Raw genomic sequence first — 18,293 nt, forward strand, 5'->3', positions numbered from 1 at the left:
GCTTGCTGCTGCGGCCGTACTGCAGCGGCCATACTACAGCGACCGTACTACAGCGGCCTCGCTACAGCCTCTTTACCGCAGCGTTACCGCATCGGCCTCAGACCGCCGGCGTATCGCCGCCGTTCTCGGTGGTGGCATGCACCTCCGACGGCTCCATGAAGAGCGACTGCTCTTCTTCGGAGATCGCCTGCGCGCGTTCGCGCTCGGCCGCCTCGCGCGCCTTGCGGGCGCGGTGGTAGGCCAGGCCCGTACCGGCCGGGATCAGGCGACCCACGATCACGTTTTCCTTCAGACCACGCAGGTCGTCGGTCTTGCCCATGATCGCGGCTTCGGTCAGCACGCGCGTCGTTTCCTGGAACGATGCCGCCGAGATGAAGCTGTCGGTCGACAGCGACGCCTTGGTGATACCGAGCAGCAGGTTCTCGTAGGTTGCCGGACGCTTGCCTTCCGCGATCACGCGGTCGTTCTCGTCCAACAGCTCCGAGCGCTCCACCTGTTCACCCGGGATGAACTTGGTGTCGCCGACATCGACGATCTGCACACGGCGCAGCATCTGACGCACGATCACTTCGATGTGCTTGTCGTTGATCTTCACGCCCTGCAGACGATAGACGTCCTGCACCTCGTCGACGATGTAGTGCGCCAGCTCCTCGATGCCCTTCAGGCGCAGGATGTCGTGCGGATCCGCCGGACCCTCGACGATCATCTCGCCCTTGTTCACCACCTGACCGTCGTGGACCAGCACCTGCTTTTCCTTGGCGATCAGGAACTCGTGCGCATTGCCGTCGAGGTCGGTAATGACCAGACGCTGCTTGCCCTTGGTGTCCTTGCCGAACGACACGGTACCGGTGACTTCCGCCAGCACGGCGGCGTCCTTCGGCGAACGCGCTTCGAACAGCTCGGCCACGCGCGGCAGACCACCGGTAATGTCACGGGTCTTCTGCGACTCGGTCGGGATACGCGCCAGCACTTCACCGACGTGCACCTGCTGGCCGTCCTTGACGGTGATCAGCGCGCCGACCTGGAAGCCGATGGTCACGGAGTGGTCCGTGCCCGGAATCTTGACTTCCTGGCCGTTGGCATCGAGCAGCTTCACCTGCGGGCGCAGGCCCTTGGTGGCAGCCGTACGGCGCTTGGCGTCGATCACGACCAGCGTCGACAGACCGGTAACCTCGTCCATCTGCTTGGCGACGGTCACGCCTTCTTCGACGTTCTCGAACTTGATCGTGCCCGAGTACTCCGACACGATCGGGCGCGTCAGCGCGTCCCAGGTCGCCAGTTGCGTGCCCGCCTTGATCGCCTGACCGTCCTGCACCAGCAGCGTGGCGCCGTACGGGATCTTGTGGCGCTCGCGCTCGCGGCCGTGGTCGTCGGTGATCAGCGCCTCGCCCGAACGCGAGATCACGATCAGTTCGCCCTTGGCGTTGGTCACGTAGCGCATCGTCGCGGTGAAGCGCACCGTACCGGTGGCCTTCGCTTCGACGCTCGAGGCGACCGCCGCACGCGATGCCGCACCGCCGATGTGGAACGTCCGCATCGTCAGCTGCGTGCCCGGCTCGCCGATCGACTGCGCGGCGATCACGCCGACCGCTTCGCCGGTGTTGACCAGCGTGCCGCGGCCCAGATCGCGGCCATAGCACTTGGCGCACAGGCCATAGCGCGTGTCGCACGACAGCGGGGTGCGGACCTTGACCTCGTCCACGCCGATCTGGTCGATCAGGTCGACCAGGTCTTCGTCCAGCAGCGTGCCGGCCTCGATCGCGGTTTCCTGCGTCTCGGGGTTGACCACGTCCGACACCGTCACGCGGCCCAGGATACGGTCGCGCAGCGCTTCGATGACTTCACCGCCTTCCACCAGCGCCTTCATCGCGACGCCGTTGGTGGTGCCGCAATCCTCCTCGACCACCACCAGATCCTGCGTCACGTCGACCAGACGACGGGTCAGGTAACCCGAGTTCGCCGTCTTCAGCGCGGTATCGGCCAGGCCCTTACGTGCACCGTGGGTCGAGATGAAGTACTGCAGAACGTTCAGGCCTTCGCGGAAGTTCGCGGTAATCGGCGTCTCGATGATCGAGCCGTCCGGCTTGGCCATCAGGCCACGCATGCCGGCCAGCTGACGGATCTGCGCCGCGGAACCCCGTGCGCCCGAGTCGGCCATCATGTAGATGGAGTTGAACGACTCCTGCTTGACGGTGTTGCCGTTGCGGTCGACCACGTCCTCGTGCTGCAGCTGCTCCATCATCGCCTTGCCGACCTGGTCGCCGGCGGCGCCCCAGATGTCCACGACGTTGTTGTAGCGCTCCTGGTCCGTCACCAGACCCGACATGTACTGCTTGTCGTATTCCTTCACCTTGGCCGCGGCGTCGGCGATGATCTTTTCCTTCTGCGGCGGCACCAGCATGTCGTCGATCGCGATCGAGATACCGGCGCGCGTGGCCAGGCGGAAGCCCGACTGCAGCAGCTTGTCGGCGAAGATCACCGTCTCGCGCAGACCGCACTTGCGGAACGCGGTGTTGATCAGGCGCGAGATTTCCTTCTTCTTCAGCGGCTTGTTCAGCACCGAGAAAGGCAGGCCCTTCGGCAGGATCTCGGACAGGATCGCGCGGCCGACCGTGGTGGCCTGCAGCGTGATCTTCGGCGCGAAGCGCGCGTCGCCCTCGGCGTCCTTGTCGACCAGCTCATACTCGGTGATGCGCACGTTCACGCGCGAAGCCAGTTCGACTTCCTTGTTCTCGTAGGCGCGGATCACCTCGCTGACGTCGGCGAAGGTCATGCCCTCGCCCTTGCCGTTGATCTTGTCGCGGGTGGTGTAGTACAGGCCCAGCACCACGTCCTGCGACGGCACGATCGACGGATCGCCGTTGGCCGGGAACAGCACGTTGTTGGAGGCCAGCATCAGCGTGCGGGCTTCCATCTGCGCTTCCAGCGACAGCGGCACGTGGACGGCCATCTGGTCACCGTCGAAGTCGGCGTTGAACGCCGCGCAGACGAGCGGATGCAGCTGGATCGCCTTGCCTTCGATCAGCACCGGTTCGAAGGCCTGGATGCCCAGGCGGTGCAGCGTCGGCGCGCGGTTCAGCATCACCGGGTGCTCGCGGATCACCTCTTCGAGGATGTCCCACACGACCGGGGTCTGGCTTTCGACTTCCTTCTTGGCCGCCTTGATGGTGGTGGCGATGCCCATCGTTTCCAGCTTGTGGAAGATGAAGGGCTTGAACAGCTCCAGCGCCATCAACTTGGGCAGGCCGCACTGGTGCAGCTTCAGCGTCGGGCCGACCACGATGACCGAACGGCCCGAGTAGTCGACGCGCTTGCCCAGCAGGTTCTGACGGAAACGACCGCCCTTGCCCTTGATCATCTCGGCCAGCGACTTCAGCGGACGCTTGTTGGCGCCGGTCATCGCCTTGCCGCGACGGCCGTTGTCCAGCAGCGAGTCGACCGCTTCCTGCAGCATGCGCTTTTCGTTGCGCACGATGATTTCAGGGGCCTTCAGCTCGAGCAGGCGCTTCAACCGGTTGTTGCGGTTGATCACGCGGCGATACAGGTCGTTCAGGTCCGAGGTCGCGAAGCGGCCGCCGTCCAGCGGCACCAGCGGACGCAGCTCGGGCGGCAGCACCGGCAGCACTTCGAGGATCATCCACTCGGGCTTGATGCCCGAACGCTGGAAGGCCTCGAGCACCTTCAGGCGCTTGGCGTACTTCTTGATCTTGGCTTCGGAACCGGTGGCCTGCAGCTCGGCGCGGATCTGTTCGATCTGCTTCTCGATGTCGATGCCGCGCAGCAGTTCACGGATGCCCTCGGCACCCATCATCGCCACGAATTCGCCCTCGCCGTACTCCTCGCACTTCGCGATGTAGTCGTCCTCGGACATGATCTGGCTCTTCTTGAGCGGAGTCATGCCGGGCTCGAGCACCACGAACGCTTCGAAATACAGCACGCGCTCGATGTCGCGCAGCGTCATGTCGAGCACCATGCCCAGACGCGACGGCAGCGACTTCAGGAACCAGATGTGCGCGGTCGGCGCGGCCAGTTCGATATGGCCCATGCGCTCGCGGCGCACCTTCGCCAGCGTCACTTCGACGCCGCACTTCTCGCAGATCACGCCACGGTGCTTCAGGCGCTTGTACTTGCCGCACAGGCACTCGTAGTCCTTGATCGGACCGAAGATCTTGGCGCAGAACAGACCGTCGCGCTCGGGCTTGAACGTCCGGTAGTTGATGGTCTCCGGCTTCTTGACTTCGCCGTACGACCACGAGCGGATCTTCTCGGGCGAGGCCAGCCCGATCTTGATCGCGTCGAACTGCTCTTCCTGCTGAACCTGCTTAAAGAGATCGAGCAATGCTTTCATTGCAACTCCTTGTTTCGCCGCCGGCCCGAGGTAACGGGCCGCCGGCATTCATCCTGTGGGAAATCCGCCGGAGACGGCGTGACTGCCGCCTCCGTTCCGATCTGTCGATCAATAGCGATCCAGGTCGATATCGATACCCAGCGAGCGGATTTCCTTCACCAGCACGTTGAACGACTCCGGCATGCCGGCATCGATCGAGTGCTCGCCCTTGACGATGTTCTCGTACACCTTGGTACGGCCGTTCACGTCGTCGGACTTGACCGTCAGCATTTCCTGCAGCACGTAGGAGGCGCCGTACGCTTCCAGCGCCCACACTTCCATCTCGCCGAAACGCTGGCCGCCGAACTGCGCCTTGCCGCCCAGCGGCTGCTGGGTGACGAGCGAGTACGGACCGGTCGAACGGGCGTGCATCTTGTCGTCGACCAGGTGGTGCAGCTTCAGCATGTGCATCACACCCAGCGTGACCGGACGCTCGAACGCCTCGCCGGTGCGGCCGTCGTACAGCGTGACCTGCTGCTTCGACGCCGTCAGGCCCATCTCCTTGGCCACGTCGTCCGGGTAGGCCAGATCCAGCATGCGGCGGATCTCCTGCTCGTGCGCACCGTCGAACACCGGGGTCGCGAACGGCACGCCCTTCTTCAGGTTCTCCGCGAGCTCCAGGATCTCGGCGTCGCTCAGGCTGTCGAGGTCTTCCGGCTTGCCGCTCTCGTTGTAGATCTGAGCGAGCAGCGCACGGATTTCCTGCGCCTTGGCCTGCGCCTTCAGCATCGCGCCGATACGCTGGCCCAGGCCACGCGAGGCCCAGCCCAGGTGGGTCTCGAGAATCTGACCCACGTTCATCCGCGACGGCACGCCGAGCGGGTTCAGCACGATGTCGGCCGGGGTACCGTCCGCCATGTAGGGCATGTCCTCGATCGGCACGATCTTCGACACCACGCCCTTGTTGCCGTGACGGCCGGCCATCTTGTCGCCAGGCTGCAGGCGGCGCTTGACGGCCAGGTAGACCTTGACCATCTTGATCACGCCCGGGGGCAGCTCGTCGCCCTGGGTCAGCTTCTTGCGCTTTTCCTCGAAGGCCAGGTCGAACTCGTGGCGCTTCTGCTCGATGGCTTCCTTGACCGCCTCGAGCTGGGCCGCGACTTCCTCGTCGGCCGGACGGATGTCGAACCAGTGGTACTTGTCCAGATCGTCCAGGTACTCCTTGGTCAGCTTCGCGCCCTTGGCCAGCTTCTTCGGACCGCCGTTGACCGTCTTGTCGATCAGCAGGCGTTCCAGACGCTGGAAGGCATCGCCCTCGACGATACGCAGCTGGTCGTTCAGGTCCAGGCGGTAGCGCTTGAGCTCGTCGTCGATGATCGACTGCGCGCGCTTGTCGCGGGTCACGCCTTCACGGGTGAAGACCTGCACGTCGATCACGATGCCGCTCATGCCCGAGGGCACGCGCAGCGAGGTGTCCTTCACGTCGGACGCCTTCTCGCCGAAGATCGCGCGCAGCAGCTTCTCTTCCGGCGTCAGCTGGGTCTCGCCCTTGGGCGTGACCTTGCCGACCAGCACGTCGCCGGCCTCGACCTCGGCACCGATGTAGGTGATGCCGGACTCGTCCAGACGGGCCAGTTGCGCTTCGGCCAGGTTCGAGATGTCGCGCGTGATTTCCTCGGGTCCGAGCTTGGTGTCGCGGGCGACGACCGACAGCTCCTCGATGTGGATCGAGGTGTAGCGGTCTTCGGCAACGACGCGTTCCGAGATCAGGATCGAGTCTTCGAAGTTGTAGCCGTTCCAGGGCATGAACGCGACCAGCATGTTCTGGCCGAGCGCGAGCTCGCCCAGGTCGGTCGAGGCGCCATCGGCGATCACGTCGCCGCGGGCCACGTGGTCGCCCACCTTGACCATCGGACGCTGGTTGATGTTCGTGTTCTGGTTCGAACGCGTGTACTTGATCAGGTTGTAGATGTCCACGCCGACTTCGCCGGCCACGGCTTCGTCGTCGTTGACGCGGATCACGATACGGTTCGCGTCGACATAGTCGACCACGCCGCCACGGGTCGCCTGCACGGCGGTGCCCGAGTCGACCGCGACGGTGCGCTCGATGCCGGTGCCGACCAGCGGCTTGTCCGGACGCAGACAAGGCACGGCCTGACGCTGCATGTTCGCGCCCATCAGTGCACGGTTCGCGTCATCGTGCTCGAGGAACGGCACCAGCGAGGCTGCCGCCGACACGATCTGCGACGGCGCCACGTCGATGTACTGCACGCGGTCCGGCGTGACCATGCGGGTCTCGCGCTCGCTGCCTTCGCGCGCCGACACCAGTTCGTCGATCAGGTTGCCTTCGGCGTCGACCGTCGCGTTGGCCTGCGCCACCACGTACTTGCCTTCCTCGATCGCCGACAGGTAGTCGACCTGGTCGGTCAGCTTGCCGTTCTCGACCTTGCGGTACGGCGTTTCCAGGAAGCCGTATTCGTTCAGGCGGGCGTACAGCGCCAGCGAGTTGATCAGACCGATGTTCGGACCTTCCGGCGTTTCGATCGGGCACACGCGGCCATAGTGGGTCGGGTGCACGTCGCGGACTTCGAAGCCCGCGCGCTCGCGCGTCAGACCGCCCGGGCCCAGAGCGGACACGCGGCGCTTGTGCGTGATCTCGGACAGCGGGTTGGTCTGGTCCATGAACTGCGACAGCTGCGACGAACCGAAGAACTCGCGGATCGCCGACGAGATCGGCTTCGAGTTGATCAGGTCGTGCGGCATCAGGTTCTCGGTCTCGGCCTGGCCCAGACGTTCCTTGACGGCGCGCTCCACGCGCGACAGGCCGGCGCGGAACTGGTTCTCGGCCAGTTCGCCGACGCAACGCACGCGGCGGTTGCCCAGGTGGTCGATGTCGTCGACTTCGCCCTTGCCGTTGCGCAGGTTGACCAGGATCTTGATGGTCTCGAGGATGTCCTCGTCCTGCAGCACCATGCTGCCCTCGCCGCTCGGGCGGCCCAGGCGGCTGTTGACCTTCATGCGGCCCACGCGCGACAGGTCGTACGACTCCTCGCTGTAGAACAGGCGCTGGAACAGCGCTTCGACGGCGTCCTCGGTGGGCGGCTCGCCCGGGCGCATCATCCGGTAGATCGCGATACGGGCCGCGGTCTGGTCGGCGGTGTCGTCGGTGCGCAGGGTCTGCGAGATGTACGGACCCTGGTCCAGATCGTTGGTGTACAGCGTCTGGATCTGCTTGACGCCGGCTTCGCGCAGCGACTCGAGCAGCGTTTCGGTCAGCTCGTCGTTGGCGTTGGCGATCACCTCGCCGGTATCCGGGTCGATGATGTTCTTGGCCAGCACGCGGCCCAGCAGATAGTCTTCCGGCACGCTGATCAGCTTGGTGCCGGCGGACTCCAGGTCACGGATGTGCTTGGCGTTGATCCGCTTGTCCTTCTCGACCACGACACGGCCGTTCTTGTCGGCGATGTCGAAGCGCGCGACTTCGCCGCGCAGGCGCTCGGGCACGAACTCCAGCTGCGCGCCTTCGGCCTGCAGCGTGAAGTTGTCGAACACGAAGAAGTGCGCGAGGATCTGTTCCGGCGTCAGGCCGATCGACTTCAGCAGGATCGTCACCGGCATCTTGCGGCGGCGGTCGACGCGGAAGTACAGGATGTCCTTCGGGTCGAACTCGAAGTCCAGCCACGAGCCGCGGTACGGAATGATCCGTGCCGAGAACAGCAGCTTGCCCGAGCTGTGCGTCTTGCCCTTGTCGTGCTCGAAGAACACGCCCGGCGAACGGTGCAGCTGCGAGACGATCACGCGCTCGGTGCCGTTGATCACGAACGAGCCGGTCGAGGTCATGAGCGGAATCTCGCCCATGTAGACTTCCTGCTCCTTGACCTCCTTGACCTTGCCCGGATTCTCGCGATCGTTGATGATCAGGCGAACCTTGGCGCGCAGGGCCGAATGGAAGGTCAGGCCACGCTGCTGACATTCCTTGACGTCGAACGGCGGGTTGGACAGGTGATACGACACGAACTCCATACGGGCGAGCCCGTTATGGGAGACGATGGGGAAAATTGCGTTGAAGGCCGCTTGCAGGCCTTCGCTCTTGCGACGCGCGGGTGGCGTATCCGCTTGCAAGAACTGGGTGTACGATTCGATCTGGGTGGCTAGCAGGAATGGAACCTGGTGAACCGTCGCGCGCTTCGCAAAGCTTTTGCGAATGCGCTTCTTTTCGGTGAAGCTGTACGCCATGGGATCTCCGAATCATCGCAGGGCTGGCTGGACCTGACCGGCGCCTGAGGTGTTCAGCGACTGGGAGGGGATTTGGCGGTTGGCCGCTACCAACCTCTGGCTGACGGTGTCCGCACGCTGCGAACCGGCGCCATCATCCACGCGCGCCGGTCCGGGGAACACCCGACCAAACTTGTCTTCTGCAGTCGGTTCAGAAGACAAACATCAGCAGCAACCGCTTAGTGTGCCACTGATGTTTGGCCTCTGCTGCGGCCCGGAGGTTCACCCCGACGCCGAGTAGGCAATGCATCACTTCTCGCGCGAATGAGTGTCCAATAAAACACACATCACAGAAGCGCAAAAAGGCTGGCGCCGGGATTTCCCCTTTGCCAGCCCCACTCGCGTGCCGGAGGGCACGCGAAAACTGCTTACTTGATTTCGACCTTCGCGCCGGCGTCTTCCAGCTTCTTCTTGGCCTCGTCGGCAGCAGCCTTGTCCACGCCTTCCTTGACGGGCTTCGGTGCGCCATCGACCAGGTCCTTGGCTTCCTTCAGGCCCAGGCCGGTGATTTCGCGAACGGCCTTGATCACGCCAACCTTGTTCGCGCCGACTTCAGCCAGCACGACGTTGAACTCGGTCTTCTCTTCGGCGGCAGCGCCAGCGCCAGCAGCGCCCGGAGCGGCAGCCACGGCCATCGCGGCGGCGGACACGCCAAACTTCTCTTCGAACGCCTTGACCAGGTCGTTCAGTTCCATCACGGACATCGCGCCAACGGCTTCGAGGATGTCGTCTTTGGTGATTGCCATTTGGAAATACTCCTAGATTTGATTCGGTATCGGTATTGCGATCGGGACGAGCCTGGCCTTAGGCCGCGGCGCCTTCCTCGGCGGGGGCACCTTCGCTCTTCTTCTCGGCCAGCGCGGCCAGCAGGCGGGCAAAGCCCGACACCGGCGCTTGCATGACGCCAAGCAGCTGAGCAATCAGTTGGTCGCGGCTCGGGATCGAGGCCAGCGCCTTGACGGCGTTGACGTCGAGCACCTTGCCGTCGAACGACCCGGCGCGCAGGACCAGCTTGTCGTTGGTCTTGGCGAAGTCGTTCAGAACCTTGGCCGAGGCCACTGCATCTTCGGAAATCCCGTAGATCAGCGGACCGGTCAATTGCTCCGCGAGCGCGGCAAACGGCGTACCTTCCACGGCGCGGCGAGCCAGCGTGTTCTTCAGAACGCGCAGGTAGACGCCTTGCTCGCGGGCGGTGGCACGCAGCTTGGTCAGATCGCCAACCGTGATGCCGCGATATTCGGCCACGACGATGGTCTGGGCTTTGGCGACTTGCGCCGACACCTCAGCAACGACGGCCTTCTTATCTTCAATATTGAGTGGCACGGTTAAGCTCCAAAACGATGCGCGGTGCTCCGGCGACGGAGGACCTTGCATCAGTCCAAACGAACGGCGTCCGATTGGCCCGAATCACCCGGGGATCTCGCCCCGGACCATTCCAACCTTCGGGTTCGCCATCTACGCTGGCGGGCGGGGTGCCGTCACCTTGTTGCCGTGTACGGTCCCACCAATTAAGGCCATGCCGCACCGAAGCGCGAACATGACCGCCAGCGGTCTTTGATAACCAGCGGGACCGGCGGCTGGCGCCGGCACCACTGCCCAAAGCCTTTCTCTGGCCCGCCCTGGCGGGCCGGTCCCGGCGCAGTGCCGAAACCTCGAATGCTTTGCCGACCGGTGTTATCGGGTCCGGTCGGCCAATTGACCGCGTATGGCCAGCCGCTTAGGCGGCCAGCGAAGCCTGATCGACGCGAACGCCCACGCCCATGGTCGAGGAGACCGCGATCTTGCGCAGGTAGACGCCCTTGCTGGTGGCCGGCTTGGCCTTGACCAGCGCGTCGATCAGCGCCGACAGGTTGGTCTTCAGCGCGGCGTCCTCGAACGAACGGCGGCCGATGGTCGCGTGGATGATACCGGCCTTGTCGACACGGAACTGGACCTGACCGGCCTTGGCGTTCTTCACGGCCTGGGCCACGTCGGGGGTCACGGTACCGACCTTCGGGTTCGGCATCAGGCCGCGCGGGCCGAGAATCTGGCCCAGCGTACCGACGATACGCATCGTGTCCGGCGAAGCGATCACGACGTCGAAGTTCAGGTTGCCGGCCTTGACCTGCTCGGCCAGGTCTTCCATGCCGACCACGTCGGCGCCGGCGGCCTTGGCCGCTTCAGCCTTCTCGCCCTGGGCGAACACCGCCACGCGGACCGACTTGCCGGTACCGGCGGGCAGCACCACCGAGCCACGGACCACTTGGTCCGACTTCTTGGCGTCGATGCCCAGCTGCACGGCGACGTCGATCGACTCGTCGAACTTGGCCGACGCGCATTCCTTGACCAGGCCCAGCGCCTCGTCGATCGGGTAGAACTTGGTGCGCTCGATCTTGGCCTTGTTGGCCGCTACGCGCTTCGAAACCTTAGCCATTTACAGACCCTCCACGGTGATACCCATCGAACGGGCCGAGCCCGCGATGGTGCGCACTGCCGCGTCCAGATCGGCGGCGGTCAGGTCGGCGTTCTTGGCCTTGGCGATGTCTTCAGCCTGGGCGCGGGTGATCTTGCCAACCTTGTCGGTGTGCGGCTTGGCCGAACCCTTGGTGATGCCGGCAGCCTTCTTGATCAGCACGGTGGCCGGCGGCGACTTCATCACGAAGGTGAAGCTCTTGTCGGCGTAGGCGGTAATCACCACCGGCACCGGCAGGCCGGGTTCCATACCCTGGGTCTGCGCGTTGAACGCCTTGCAGAACTCCATGATGTTCAGGCCACGCTGACCCAGTGCCGGGCCCACGGGCGGGGAGGGGTTCGCTTTACCAGCCGGGATCTGCAGCTTGATAAAGCCAATAATCTTCTTGGCCATCTTTACTCCAATCCGGACCGCTGCACGTCAGGCAGTCGATCCTGTTGAGTCGTAACGCGCTGTCGCCGGCCGCCGGTGGCGGACCTGGCCTCACGCTCCTCTTGTGCCCCTTGCGGGGCGTCGCTGGTCGCACTGCCGAAGGCGGCGCGACCCTGCGAATCCTGTGACGATCAGACCTTCTCGACCTGGCCGAACTCGAGCTCGACCGGGGTGGCGCGACCGAAGATGGTCACCGAGACGCGCAGGCGCGACTTCTCGTAATTGACCTCTTCCACGTTGCCGTTGAAGTCGGTGAACGGGCCGTCCTTGACGCGCACCATTTCGCCCACCTCGAACAGCGTCTTGGGCCGCGGCTTTTCGACGCCTTCCTGCATCTGCGTCATGATCTTGTCGACTTCCTTCTGGGAAATCGGACTCGGGCGGTTACGCGCGCCGCCGACGAAGCCGGTCACCTTGCTGGTGTTCTTCACCAGGTGCCACGTCTCGTCGGTCATCTCCATTTCCACGAGCACATAGCCCGGGAAGAAGCGCCGCTCGGTCACCGAACGCTGACCGCCCTTCATTTCGATCACTTCCTCGGACGGCACCAGGATGCGTCCGAACTTGTCCTGCATCTCCGCGCGCTCGATGCGTTCCTGCAAGGCGCGCTGCACGCTCTTCTCCATGCCGGAGTAAGCGTGGACCACGTACCAGCGCTTCTTCGAAGGCGGCTGCGTAGGAGTGGATTCCTGCTTTGCGTCGTCCGTCATGTCCTTTCCCTTATTTCCAGCCCAGCACGAGGGAGAAGATCACCCACTCGATCAGTTTGTCGGCAGACCACAAGAACAGCGCCATCACGACGACGAAGACGAACACCAGGCCCGTCATCTGTCCGGCTTCCTTGCGGGTCGGCCACACCACCTTGCGGACTTCCCGGTACGATTCCCTGGCGAACCCCACGAATTCCTTGCCCGGTGCGGACACCAGCGCGACGATCACGCCGAGCACGAGGCCCGCGAACAGCGCGGCGCCGCGCACGTAGGCAGGCTGCTGCGCCAGCGCGTAGAAACCGATCACGCCGGCCACCACGAGCAGCACGGCCACGCCCAGCAGCCACTTGCCACTGGAGGTGTTGACGGTTTCGACGTTGGGATTGGCCATGTTTCGCAAACGAGACTAAGCCGCGTCACGATGGATCCTCTGTGGATCCGCCCGACGCGGCTGATTGAATTGGCAGGGGCAGAGGGAATCGAACCCCCAACCTTCGGTTTTGGAGACCGACGCTCTGCCAGTTGAGCTATACCCCTAAAACAACTTTGGGGTCGGCTGGAGCCAACCCCACTGGCGGCAAACGCGGCCGGTTGGTGCCGCGTTTGCTGTCGTGACTGCTTAGTCCAGGATCTTGGCGACGACGCCGGCGCCGACGGTGCGGCCGCCTTCACGGATGGCGAAGCGCAGGCCTTCTTCCATCGCGATCGGGGCGATCAGCTTGACGGTGATCGACACGTTGTCGCCCGGCATGACCATTTCCTTGTCCTTCGGCAGCTCGATCGAGCCGGTCACGTCGGTCGTACGGAAATAGAACTGCGGACGGTAGTTGTTGAAGAACGGGGTGTGACGGCCACCTTCGTCCTTCGACAGGATGTACACCTCGCCGGTGAAGTGCGTGTGCGGCTTGATCGAACCCGGCTTGCACAGCACCTGGCCGCGCTCGACGTCTTCACGCTTGGTGCCGCGCAGCAGCAGACCGACGTTGTCGCCAGCCTGGCCCTGGTCCAGCAGCTTGCGGAACATTTCCACGCCGGTGCAGGTGGTCTTGACCGTCGGGCGGATGCCGACGATTTCGATTTCCTCGCCGACCTTGATCACGCCACGCTCGATACGGCCGGTCACCACGGTACCGCGGCCCGAGATCGAGAACACGTCTTCGACCGGCATCAGGAACGTGCCGTCCACGGCGCGCTCCGGCGTCGGGATGTAGGTGTCCAGTGCCTCGGCCAGGCGCATGATCGCCTCTTCGCCCAGGTCACCCTTGTCGCCTTCGAGCGCCAGCTTGGCCGAACCCTTGATGATCGGGGTGTCGTCGCCGGGGAACTCGTACTTCGACAGCAGCTCGCGCACTTCCATTTCCACCAGCTCGAGCAGCTCGGCGTCGTCCACCATGTCGCACTTGTTCAGGAACACGATGATGTACGGCACGCCGACCTGACGGGCCAGCAGGATGTGCTCGCGCGTCTGCGGCATCGGGCCGTCAGCGGCCGAGCACACCAGGATCGCGCCGTCCATCTGCGCAGCGCCGGTGATCATGTTCTTGACGTAGTCGGCGTGGCCCGGGCAGTCAACGTGCGCGTAGTGGCGGTTGGCCGTCTCGTACTCGACGTGCGCGGTGTTGATGGTAATACCGCGTGCCTTCTCTTCCGGCGCCGCATCGATTTCGTCGTACTTCTTCGCGGCACCGCCGAACTTCGAAGCCAGCACCGTCGCAATCGCCGCCGTCAGCGTCGTCTTGCCGTGGTCAACGTGACCAATCGTACCAACGTTCACGTGCGGCTTGGTCCGCTCGAACTTTTCCTTTGCCATTTCGCGACTCCTGTCTCGGTAGCGATATTGCCAGTGCGGTATTTGGTGCCCATGGGCAGGATCGAACTGCCGACCTCTCCCTTACCAAGGGAGTGCTCTACCACTGAGCCACATGGGCGAAACTTGATGACTGCGTTGCAGCAATCCTGCTGGAGCGGGTGAAGGGAATCGAACCCTCGTCGTAAGCTTGGAAGGCTTCTGCTCTACCATTGAGCTACACCCGCCCGGGTTACTTCACTTCACCGACATTGCCGGACTGCTGCTGCATTGCATTCTGGTGGAGAGGGTTGGATTCGAACCAACGTAGGCGTAAGCCAACAGATTTACAGTCTGCCCCCTTTAGCCACTCGGGCACCTCTCCGCAGAGAACTTGCGATTATGGTGTAATCGCCCCCGCCTGTCAAGCGCTTTCCCTCTGCTTTGCCAGGAAAACGGCTTTGTTCGATCATCGGCGGAAACGGGCTGCGGCGGCCCGTGGCGAACCATCTTCGCGAACATCGGAAACGATGTCCTCTCACCCTATAGGGGCCCGCAAAACGGCCTGGAACGCGTCCACAGCAGCCGGGATATGGCGGTTGAGCTACCTGGGAGCGCGGTGGACCGGCCCGCTTTCCGCCGCCGCAAAGCAAAACACCCCAGACCTGGGAGATCTGGGGTGTTCTGGGGATGGAGAGCCTGGCGATGACCTACTTTCACACGGGTAGTCCGCACTATCATCGGCGCGAAGTCGTTTCACGGTCCTGTTCGGGATGGGAAGGGGTGGTTCCGACTTGCTATGGTCACCAGGCATAAAGGGTTGCCGGACTGGCTTGAGGCCAATCTGGCGTATTGGGATGTAGCGTCGGGTTGTGCTGTATGGCACGTATGCGGCAACACCAGCGGATTGAAACGCACTGGTTATAGGATCAAGCCTTACGGGCAATTAGTACTGGTTAGCTTAACGCATTACTGCGCTTCCACACCCAGCCTATCAACGTCCTGGTCTTGAACGACCCTTCAAGGAGCTCGAGGCTCCAGGGAATCCTCATCTTCAGGCGAGTTTCCCGCTTAGATGCTTTCAGCGGTTATCTCTTCCGTACATAGCTACCCTGCGATGCCTCTGGCGAGACAACAGGTACACCAGCGGTACGTCCACTCCGGTCCTCTCGTACTAGGAGCAGCCCCCGTCAAGATTCCAACGCCCACGGCAGATAGGGACCAAACTGTCTCACGACGTTTTAAACCCAGCTCACGTACCTCTTTAAATGGCGAACAGCCATACCCTTGGGACCGGCTACAGCCCCAGGATGAGATGAGCCGACATCGAGGTGCCAAACACCGCCGTCGATATGAACTCTTGGGCGGTATCAGCCTGTTATCCCCAGAGTACCTTTTATCCGTTGAGCGATGGCCCTTCCATTCAGAACCACCGGATCACTATGTCCTGCTTTCGCACCTGCTCGACTTGTCGGTCTCGCAGTTAAGCACGCTTTTGCCATTGCACTTTAGGTACGATGTCCGACCGTACCAAGCGTACCTTCGAACTCCTCCGTTACACTTTGGGAGGAGACCGCCCCAGTCAAACTGCCTACCATGCACTGTCCCCGACCCGGATTCACGGGCCTAGGTTAGAACCTCAAACAAACCAGGGTGGTATTTCAAGGACGGCTCCACGAGAACTGGCGTCCTCGCTTCAAAGCCTCCCACCTATCCTACACAGATCGGTTCAAAGTCCAATGCAAAGCTGCAGTAAAGGTTCATGGGGTCTTTCCGTCTAGCCGCGGGGAGATTGCATCATCACAAACACTTCAACTTCGCTGAGTCTCGGGAGGAGACAGTGTGGCCATCGTTACGCCATTCGTGCAGGTCGGAACTTACCCGACAAGGAATTTCGCTACCTTAGGACCGTTATAGTTACGGCCGCCGTTTACCGGGACTTCAATCAAGAGCTTGCACCCCATCATTTAATCTTCCGGCACCGGGCAGGCGTCACACCCTATACGTCCACTTTCGTGTTTGCAGAGTGCTGTGTTTTTATTAAACAGTCGCAGCCACCATTTTATTGCAACCCCGTCACCCTTCTGGCGCAGGCCAGTCAAGCTACCAGGGCGTACCTTATCCCGAAGTTACGGTACCAATTTGCCGAGTTCCTTCTCCCGAGTTCTCTCAAGCGCCTTAGAATACTCATCTCGCCCACCTGTGTCGGTTTGCGGTACGGTCTCGTATGACTGAAGCTTAGAGGCTTTTCTTGGGACCCCTTCCGATTGCTTCGCAGCACTAGGCCGCTCGCCCCACATCCTTGAATTCCGCGCCCGGATTTGCCAAAGCGCCTTCTCCAATGCAGGGACCGGGACTTCCAACACCCGGACAACCTTCCGCGATCCGTCCCCCATCGCATCATACGACGGTGCAGGAATATTAACCTGCTTCCCATCAGCTACGCATCTCTGCCTCGCCTTAGGGGCCGACTCACCCTACGCCGATGAACGTTGCGTAGGAAACCTTGGGCTTACGGCGAGGGGGCCTTTCACCCCCTTTATCGCTACTCATGTCAGCATTCGCACTTCCGATACCTCCAGCATCCTTTACAAGACACCTTCACAGGCTTACGGAACGCTCTCCTACCACGCGCACAAGGCGCGTCCGCAGCTTCGGTGACTGGCTTAGCCCCGTTACATCTTCCGCGCAGGACGACTCGATCAGTGAGCTATTACGCTTTCTTTAAAGGGTGGCTGCTTCTAAGCCAACCTCCTGACTGTTTTAGCCTTCCCACTTCGTTTCCCACTTAGCCAATCTTGGGGACCTTAGCTGGCGGTCTGGGTTGTTTCCCTCTTGACACCGGACGTTAGCACCCGATGTCTGTCTCCCGTGATTGCACTCTTCGGTATTCGGAGTTTGCTATGGCGGGGTAATCAGCAATAGACCCCCCAACCATGACAGTGCTCTACCCCCGAAGGTGAGACACGAGGCACTACCTAAATAGTTTTCGGAGAGAACCAGCTATTTCCAGACTTGTTTAGCCTTTCACCCCTATCCACAGCTCATCCCCTAACTTTTCAACGTTAGTGGGTTCGGTCCTCCAGTACGTGTTACCGCACCTTCAACCTGGCCATGGATAGATCGTCTGGTTTCGGGTCTACACCCAGCGACTCAATCGCCCTATTCGGACTCGCTTTCGCTACGCCTTCCCTAACCGGTTAAGCTTGCCACTGAATGTAAGTCGCTGACCCATTATACAAAAGGTACGCCGTCACCCGTTTCCAGGCTCCGACTGTTTGTATGCATGCGGTTTCAGGATCTATTTCACTCCCCTCCCGGGTTCTTTTCGCCTTTCCCTCACGGTACTGGTTCACTATCGGTCGATCACGAGTATTTAGCCTTGGAGGATGGTCCCCCCATCTTCAGACAGGATTTCACGTGTCCCGCCCTACTTGTCGTACCCCTAGTTCCACAACGCGGTTTTCGCATACAGGGCTATCACCTGCTATGGCCGGGCTTTCCATCCCGTTTTGCTAACCACACTGCTAAAAAGTACAAGGCTCATCCCATTTCGTTCGCCACTACTTTGGGAATCTCGGTTGATTTCTGTTCCTGCAGCTACTTAGATGTTTCAGTTCGCCGCGTTCGCTTCCCACACCTATGGATTCAGTGTGGGATGACCCATACGGGCCGGGTTTCCCCATTCGGACATCTCCGGATCAAAGCTCGTTTGCCAGCTCCCCGAAGCTTTTCGCAGGCTACCGCGTCCTTCATCGCCTGTGATCGCCAAGGCATCCACCACATGCACTTGTTCGCTTGACCCTATAACGAGTGCGTCTACAACGCCTACGCTACAGGTTGAGTTCTCGCATTTGTGCCGTATTCCAAGTCATCTTTCGATCACTTAAATACTTTGGTTGATACAATCACAACCCGGTATCGCGCGATCAGAATCGATCGTCTACGCGCCTCATCAACGCGTCGCGACACCTTTACTACATCCCATTTTGTTAAAGAACAGCCAACGTGCATGCGCACATCGTCTTGGCCAACGCCAAAGGCAAACGCTCAAGTCAAGCGCTTGCCTTTGACGACTGCCAGGTCTGGCTCGCACCAACAGCAATGCTTGCTGTCAGGCGGGTGGTGGAGGATGACGGGATCGAACCGACGACCCCCTGCTTGCAAAGCAGGTGCTCTCCCAGCTGAGCTAATCCCCCTCATCTAAGACTGGTGGGTCTGGTAGGACTTGAACCTACGACCCCCGCCTTATCAAGACGGTGCTCTAACCACCTGAGCTACAGACCCTTGGCTGTAACACTCGAACCAACC

At 62.0% G+C, this 18,293-nt stretch carries 9 protein-coding genes, 6 tRNA genes and 2 rRNA genes; all 17 read right to left on the reverse strand.

Translation table 11 applies throughout. From position 1 onward, the window contains the following. Window positions 1–97 precede the first annotated feature (97 nt). The gene (gene rpoC, locus KZ686_RS02455; protein WP_149319751.1) at window positions 98–4,348 is read right to left on the reverse strand and encodes a DNA-directed RNA polymerase subunit beta'; all 4,251 of its coding nucleotides are present in this window, start codon (window positions 4,346–4,348) and stop codon (window positions 98–100) included. Between the two features lie 108 nt (window positions 4,349–4,456). Beyond that, the gene (gene rpoB / locus KZ686_RS02460; protein ID WP_149319752.1) at window positions 4,457–8,563 is read right to left on the reverse strand and encodes a DNA-directed RNA polymerase subunit beta; all 4,107 of its coding nucleotides are present in this window, start codon (window positions 8,561–8,563) and stop codon (window positions 4,457–4,459) included. Between the two features lie 407 nt (window positions 8,564–8,970). After that, window positions 8,971–9,348 (reverse strand): 50S ribosomal protein L7/L12, encoded by a 378-nt coding sequence (gene rplL / locus KZ686_RS02465; RefSeq protein ID WP_149319753.1) that lies wholly within the window; start codon window positions 9,346–9,348, stop codon window positions 8,971–8,973. 58 nt (window positions 9,349–9,406) lie between these two features. Further along, window positions 9,407–9,925 (reverse strand): 50S ribosomal protein L10, encoded by a 519-nt coding sequence (rplJ, locus tag KZ686_RS02470; RefSeq protein ID WP_023264956.1) that lies wholly within the window; start codon window positions 9,923–9,925, stop codon window positions 9,407–9,409. Between the two features lie 394 nt (window positions 9,926–10,319). Beyond that, window positions 10,320–11,015, reverse strand: coding sequence for a 50S ribosomal protein L1 (rplA, locus tag KZ686_RS02475; RefSeq protein WP_149319754.1), 696 nt, complete (start codon window positions 11,013–11,015; stop codon window positions 10,320–10,322). Then, window positions 11,016–11,447, reverse strand: coding sequence for a 50S ribosomal protein L11 (gene rplK, locus KZ686_RS02480; protein ID WP_053822688.1), 432 nt, complete (start codon window positions 11,445–11,447; stop codon window positions 11,016–11,018). A 170-nt stretch (window positions 11,448–11,617) separates the two neighbouring features. Further along, the gene (gene nusG, locus KZ686_RS02485) at window positions 11,618–12,196 is read right to left on the reverse strand and encodes a transcription termination/antitermination protein NusG (protein WP_006576494.1); all 579 of its coding nucleotides are present in this window, start codon (window positions 12,194–12,196) and stop codon (window positions 11,618–11,620) included. A 10-nt stretch (window positions 12,197–12,206) separates the two neighbouring features. Next, a complete protein-coding gene (secE, locus tag KZ686_RS02490) occupies window positions 12,207–12,587 on the reverse strand; it encodes a preprotein translocase subunit SecE (protein WP_149319755.1) in 381 nt (126 codons plus the stop codon). Between the two features lie 70 nt (window positions 12,588–12,657). Continuing rightward, window positions 12,658–12,733 (reverse strand) — tRNA-Trp (locus KZ686_RS02495). Window positions 12,734–12,815: 82 nt separating this feature from the next. Beyond that, entirely contained in the window at window positions 12,816–14,006 is a 1,191-nt protein-coding gene (gene tuf / locus KZ686_RS02500; protein ID WP_053822680.1) for an elongation factor Tu, read from the reverse strand. Window positions 14,007–14,049: 43 nt separating this feature from the next. Then, window positions 14,050–14,124 (reverse strand) — tRNA-Thr (locus tag KZ686_RS02505). Between the two features lie 32 nt (window positions 14,125–14,156). After that, window positions 14,157–14,230: transfer RNA gene (locus KZ686_RS02510), tRNA-Gly, on the reverse strand. Window positions 14,231–14,281: 51 nt separating this feature from the next. Next, window positions 14,282–14,367 (reverse strand) — tRNA-Tyr (locus tag KZ686_RS02515). Between the two features lie 312 nt (window positions 14,368–14,679). Then, window positions 14,680–14,793: ribosomal RNA gene (gene rrf, locus KZ686_RS02520) — 5S ribosomal RNA — on the reverse strand. A 114-nt stretch (window positions 14,794–14,907) separates the two neighbouring features. After that, a 23S ribosomal RNA gene (locus tag KZ686_RS02525) occupies window positions 14,908–17,786 on the reverse strand. Between the two features lie 319 nt (window positions 17,787–18,105). Further along, window positions 18,106–18,181 (reverse strand) — tRNA-Ala (locus KZ686_RS02530). Between the two features lie 11 nt (window positions 18,182–18,192). Next, window positions 18,193–18,269 (reverse strand) — tRNA-Ile (locus tag KZ686_RS02535). Window positions 18,270–18,293: the final 24 nt, after the last annotated feature.

Source organism: Cupriavidus cauae (assembly GCF_026210475.1).
In the GTDB taxonomy this organism is placed as follows: domain Bacteria; phylum Pseudomonadota; class Gammaproteobacteria; order Burkholderiales; family Burkholderiaceae; genus Cupriavidus; species Cupriavidus cauae.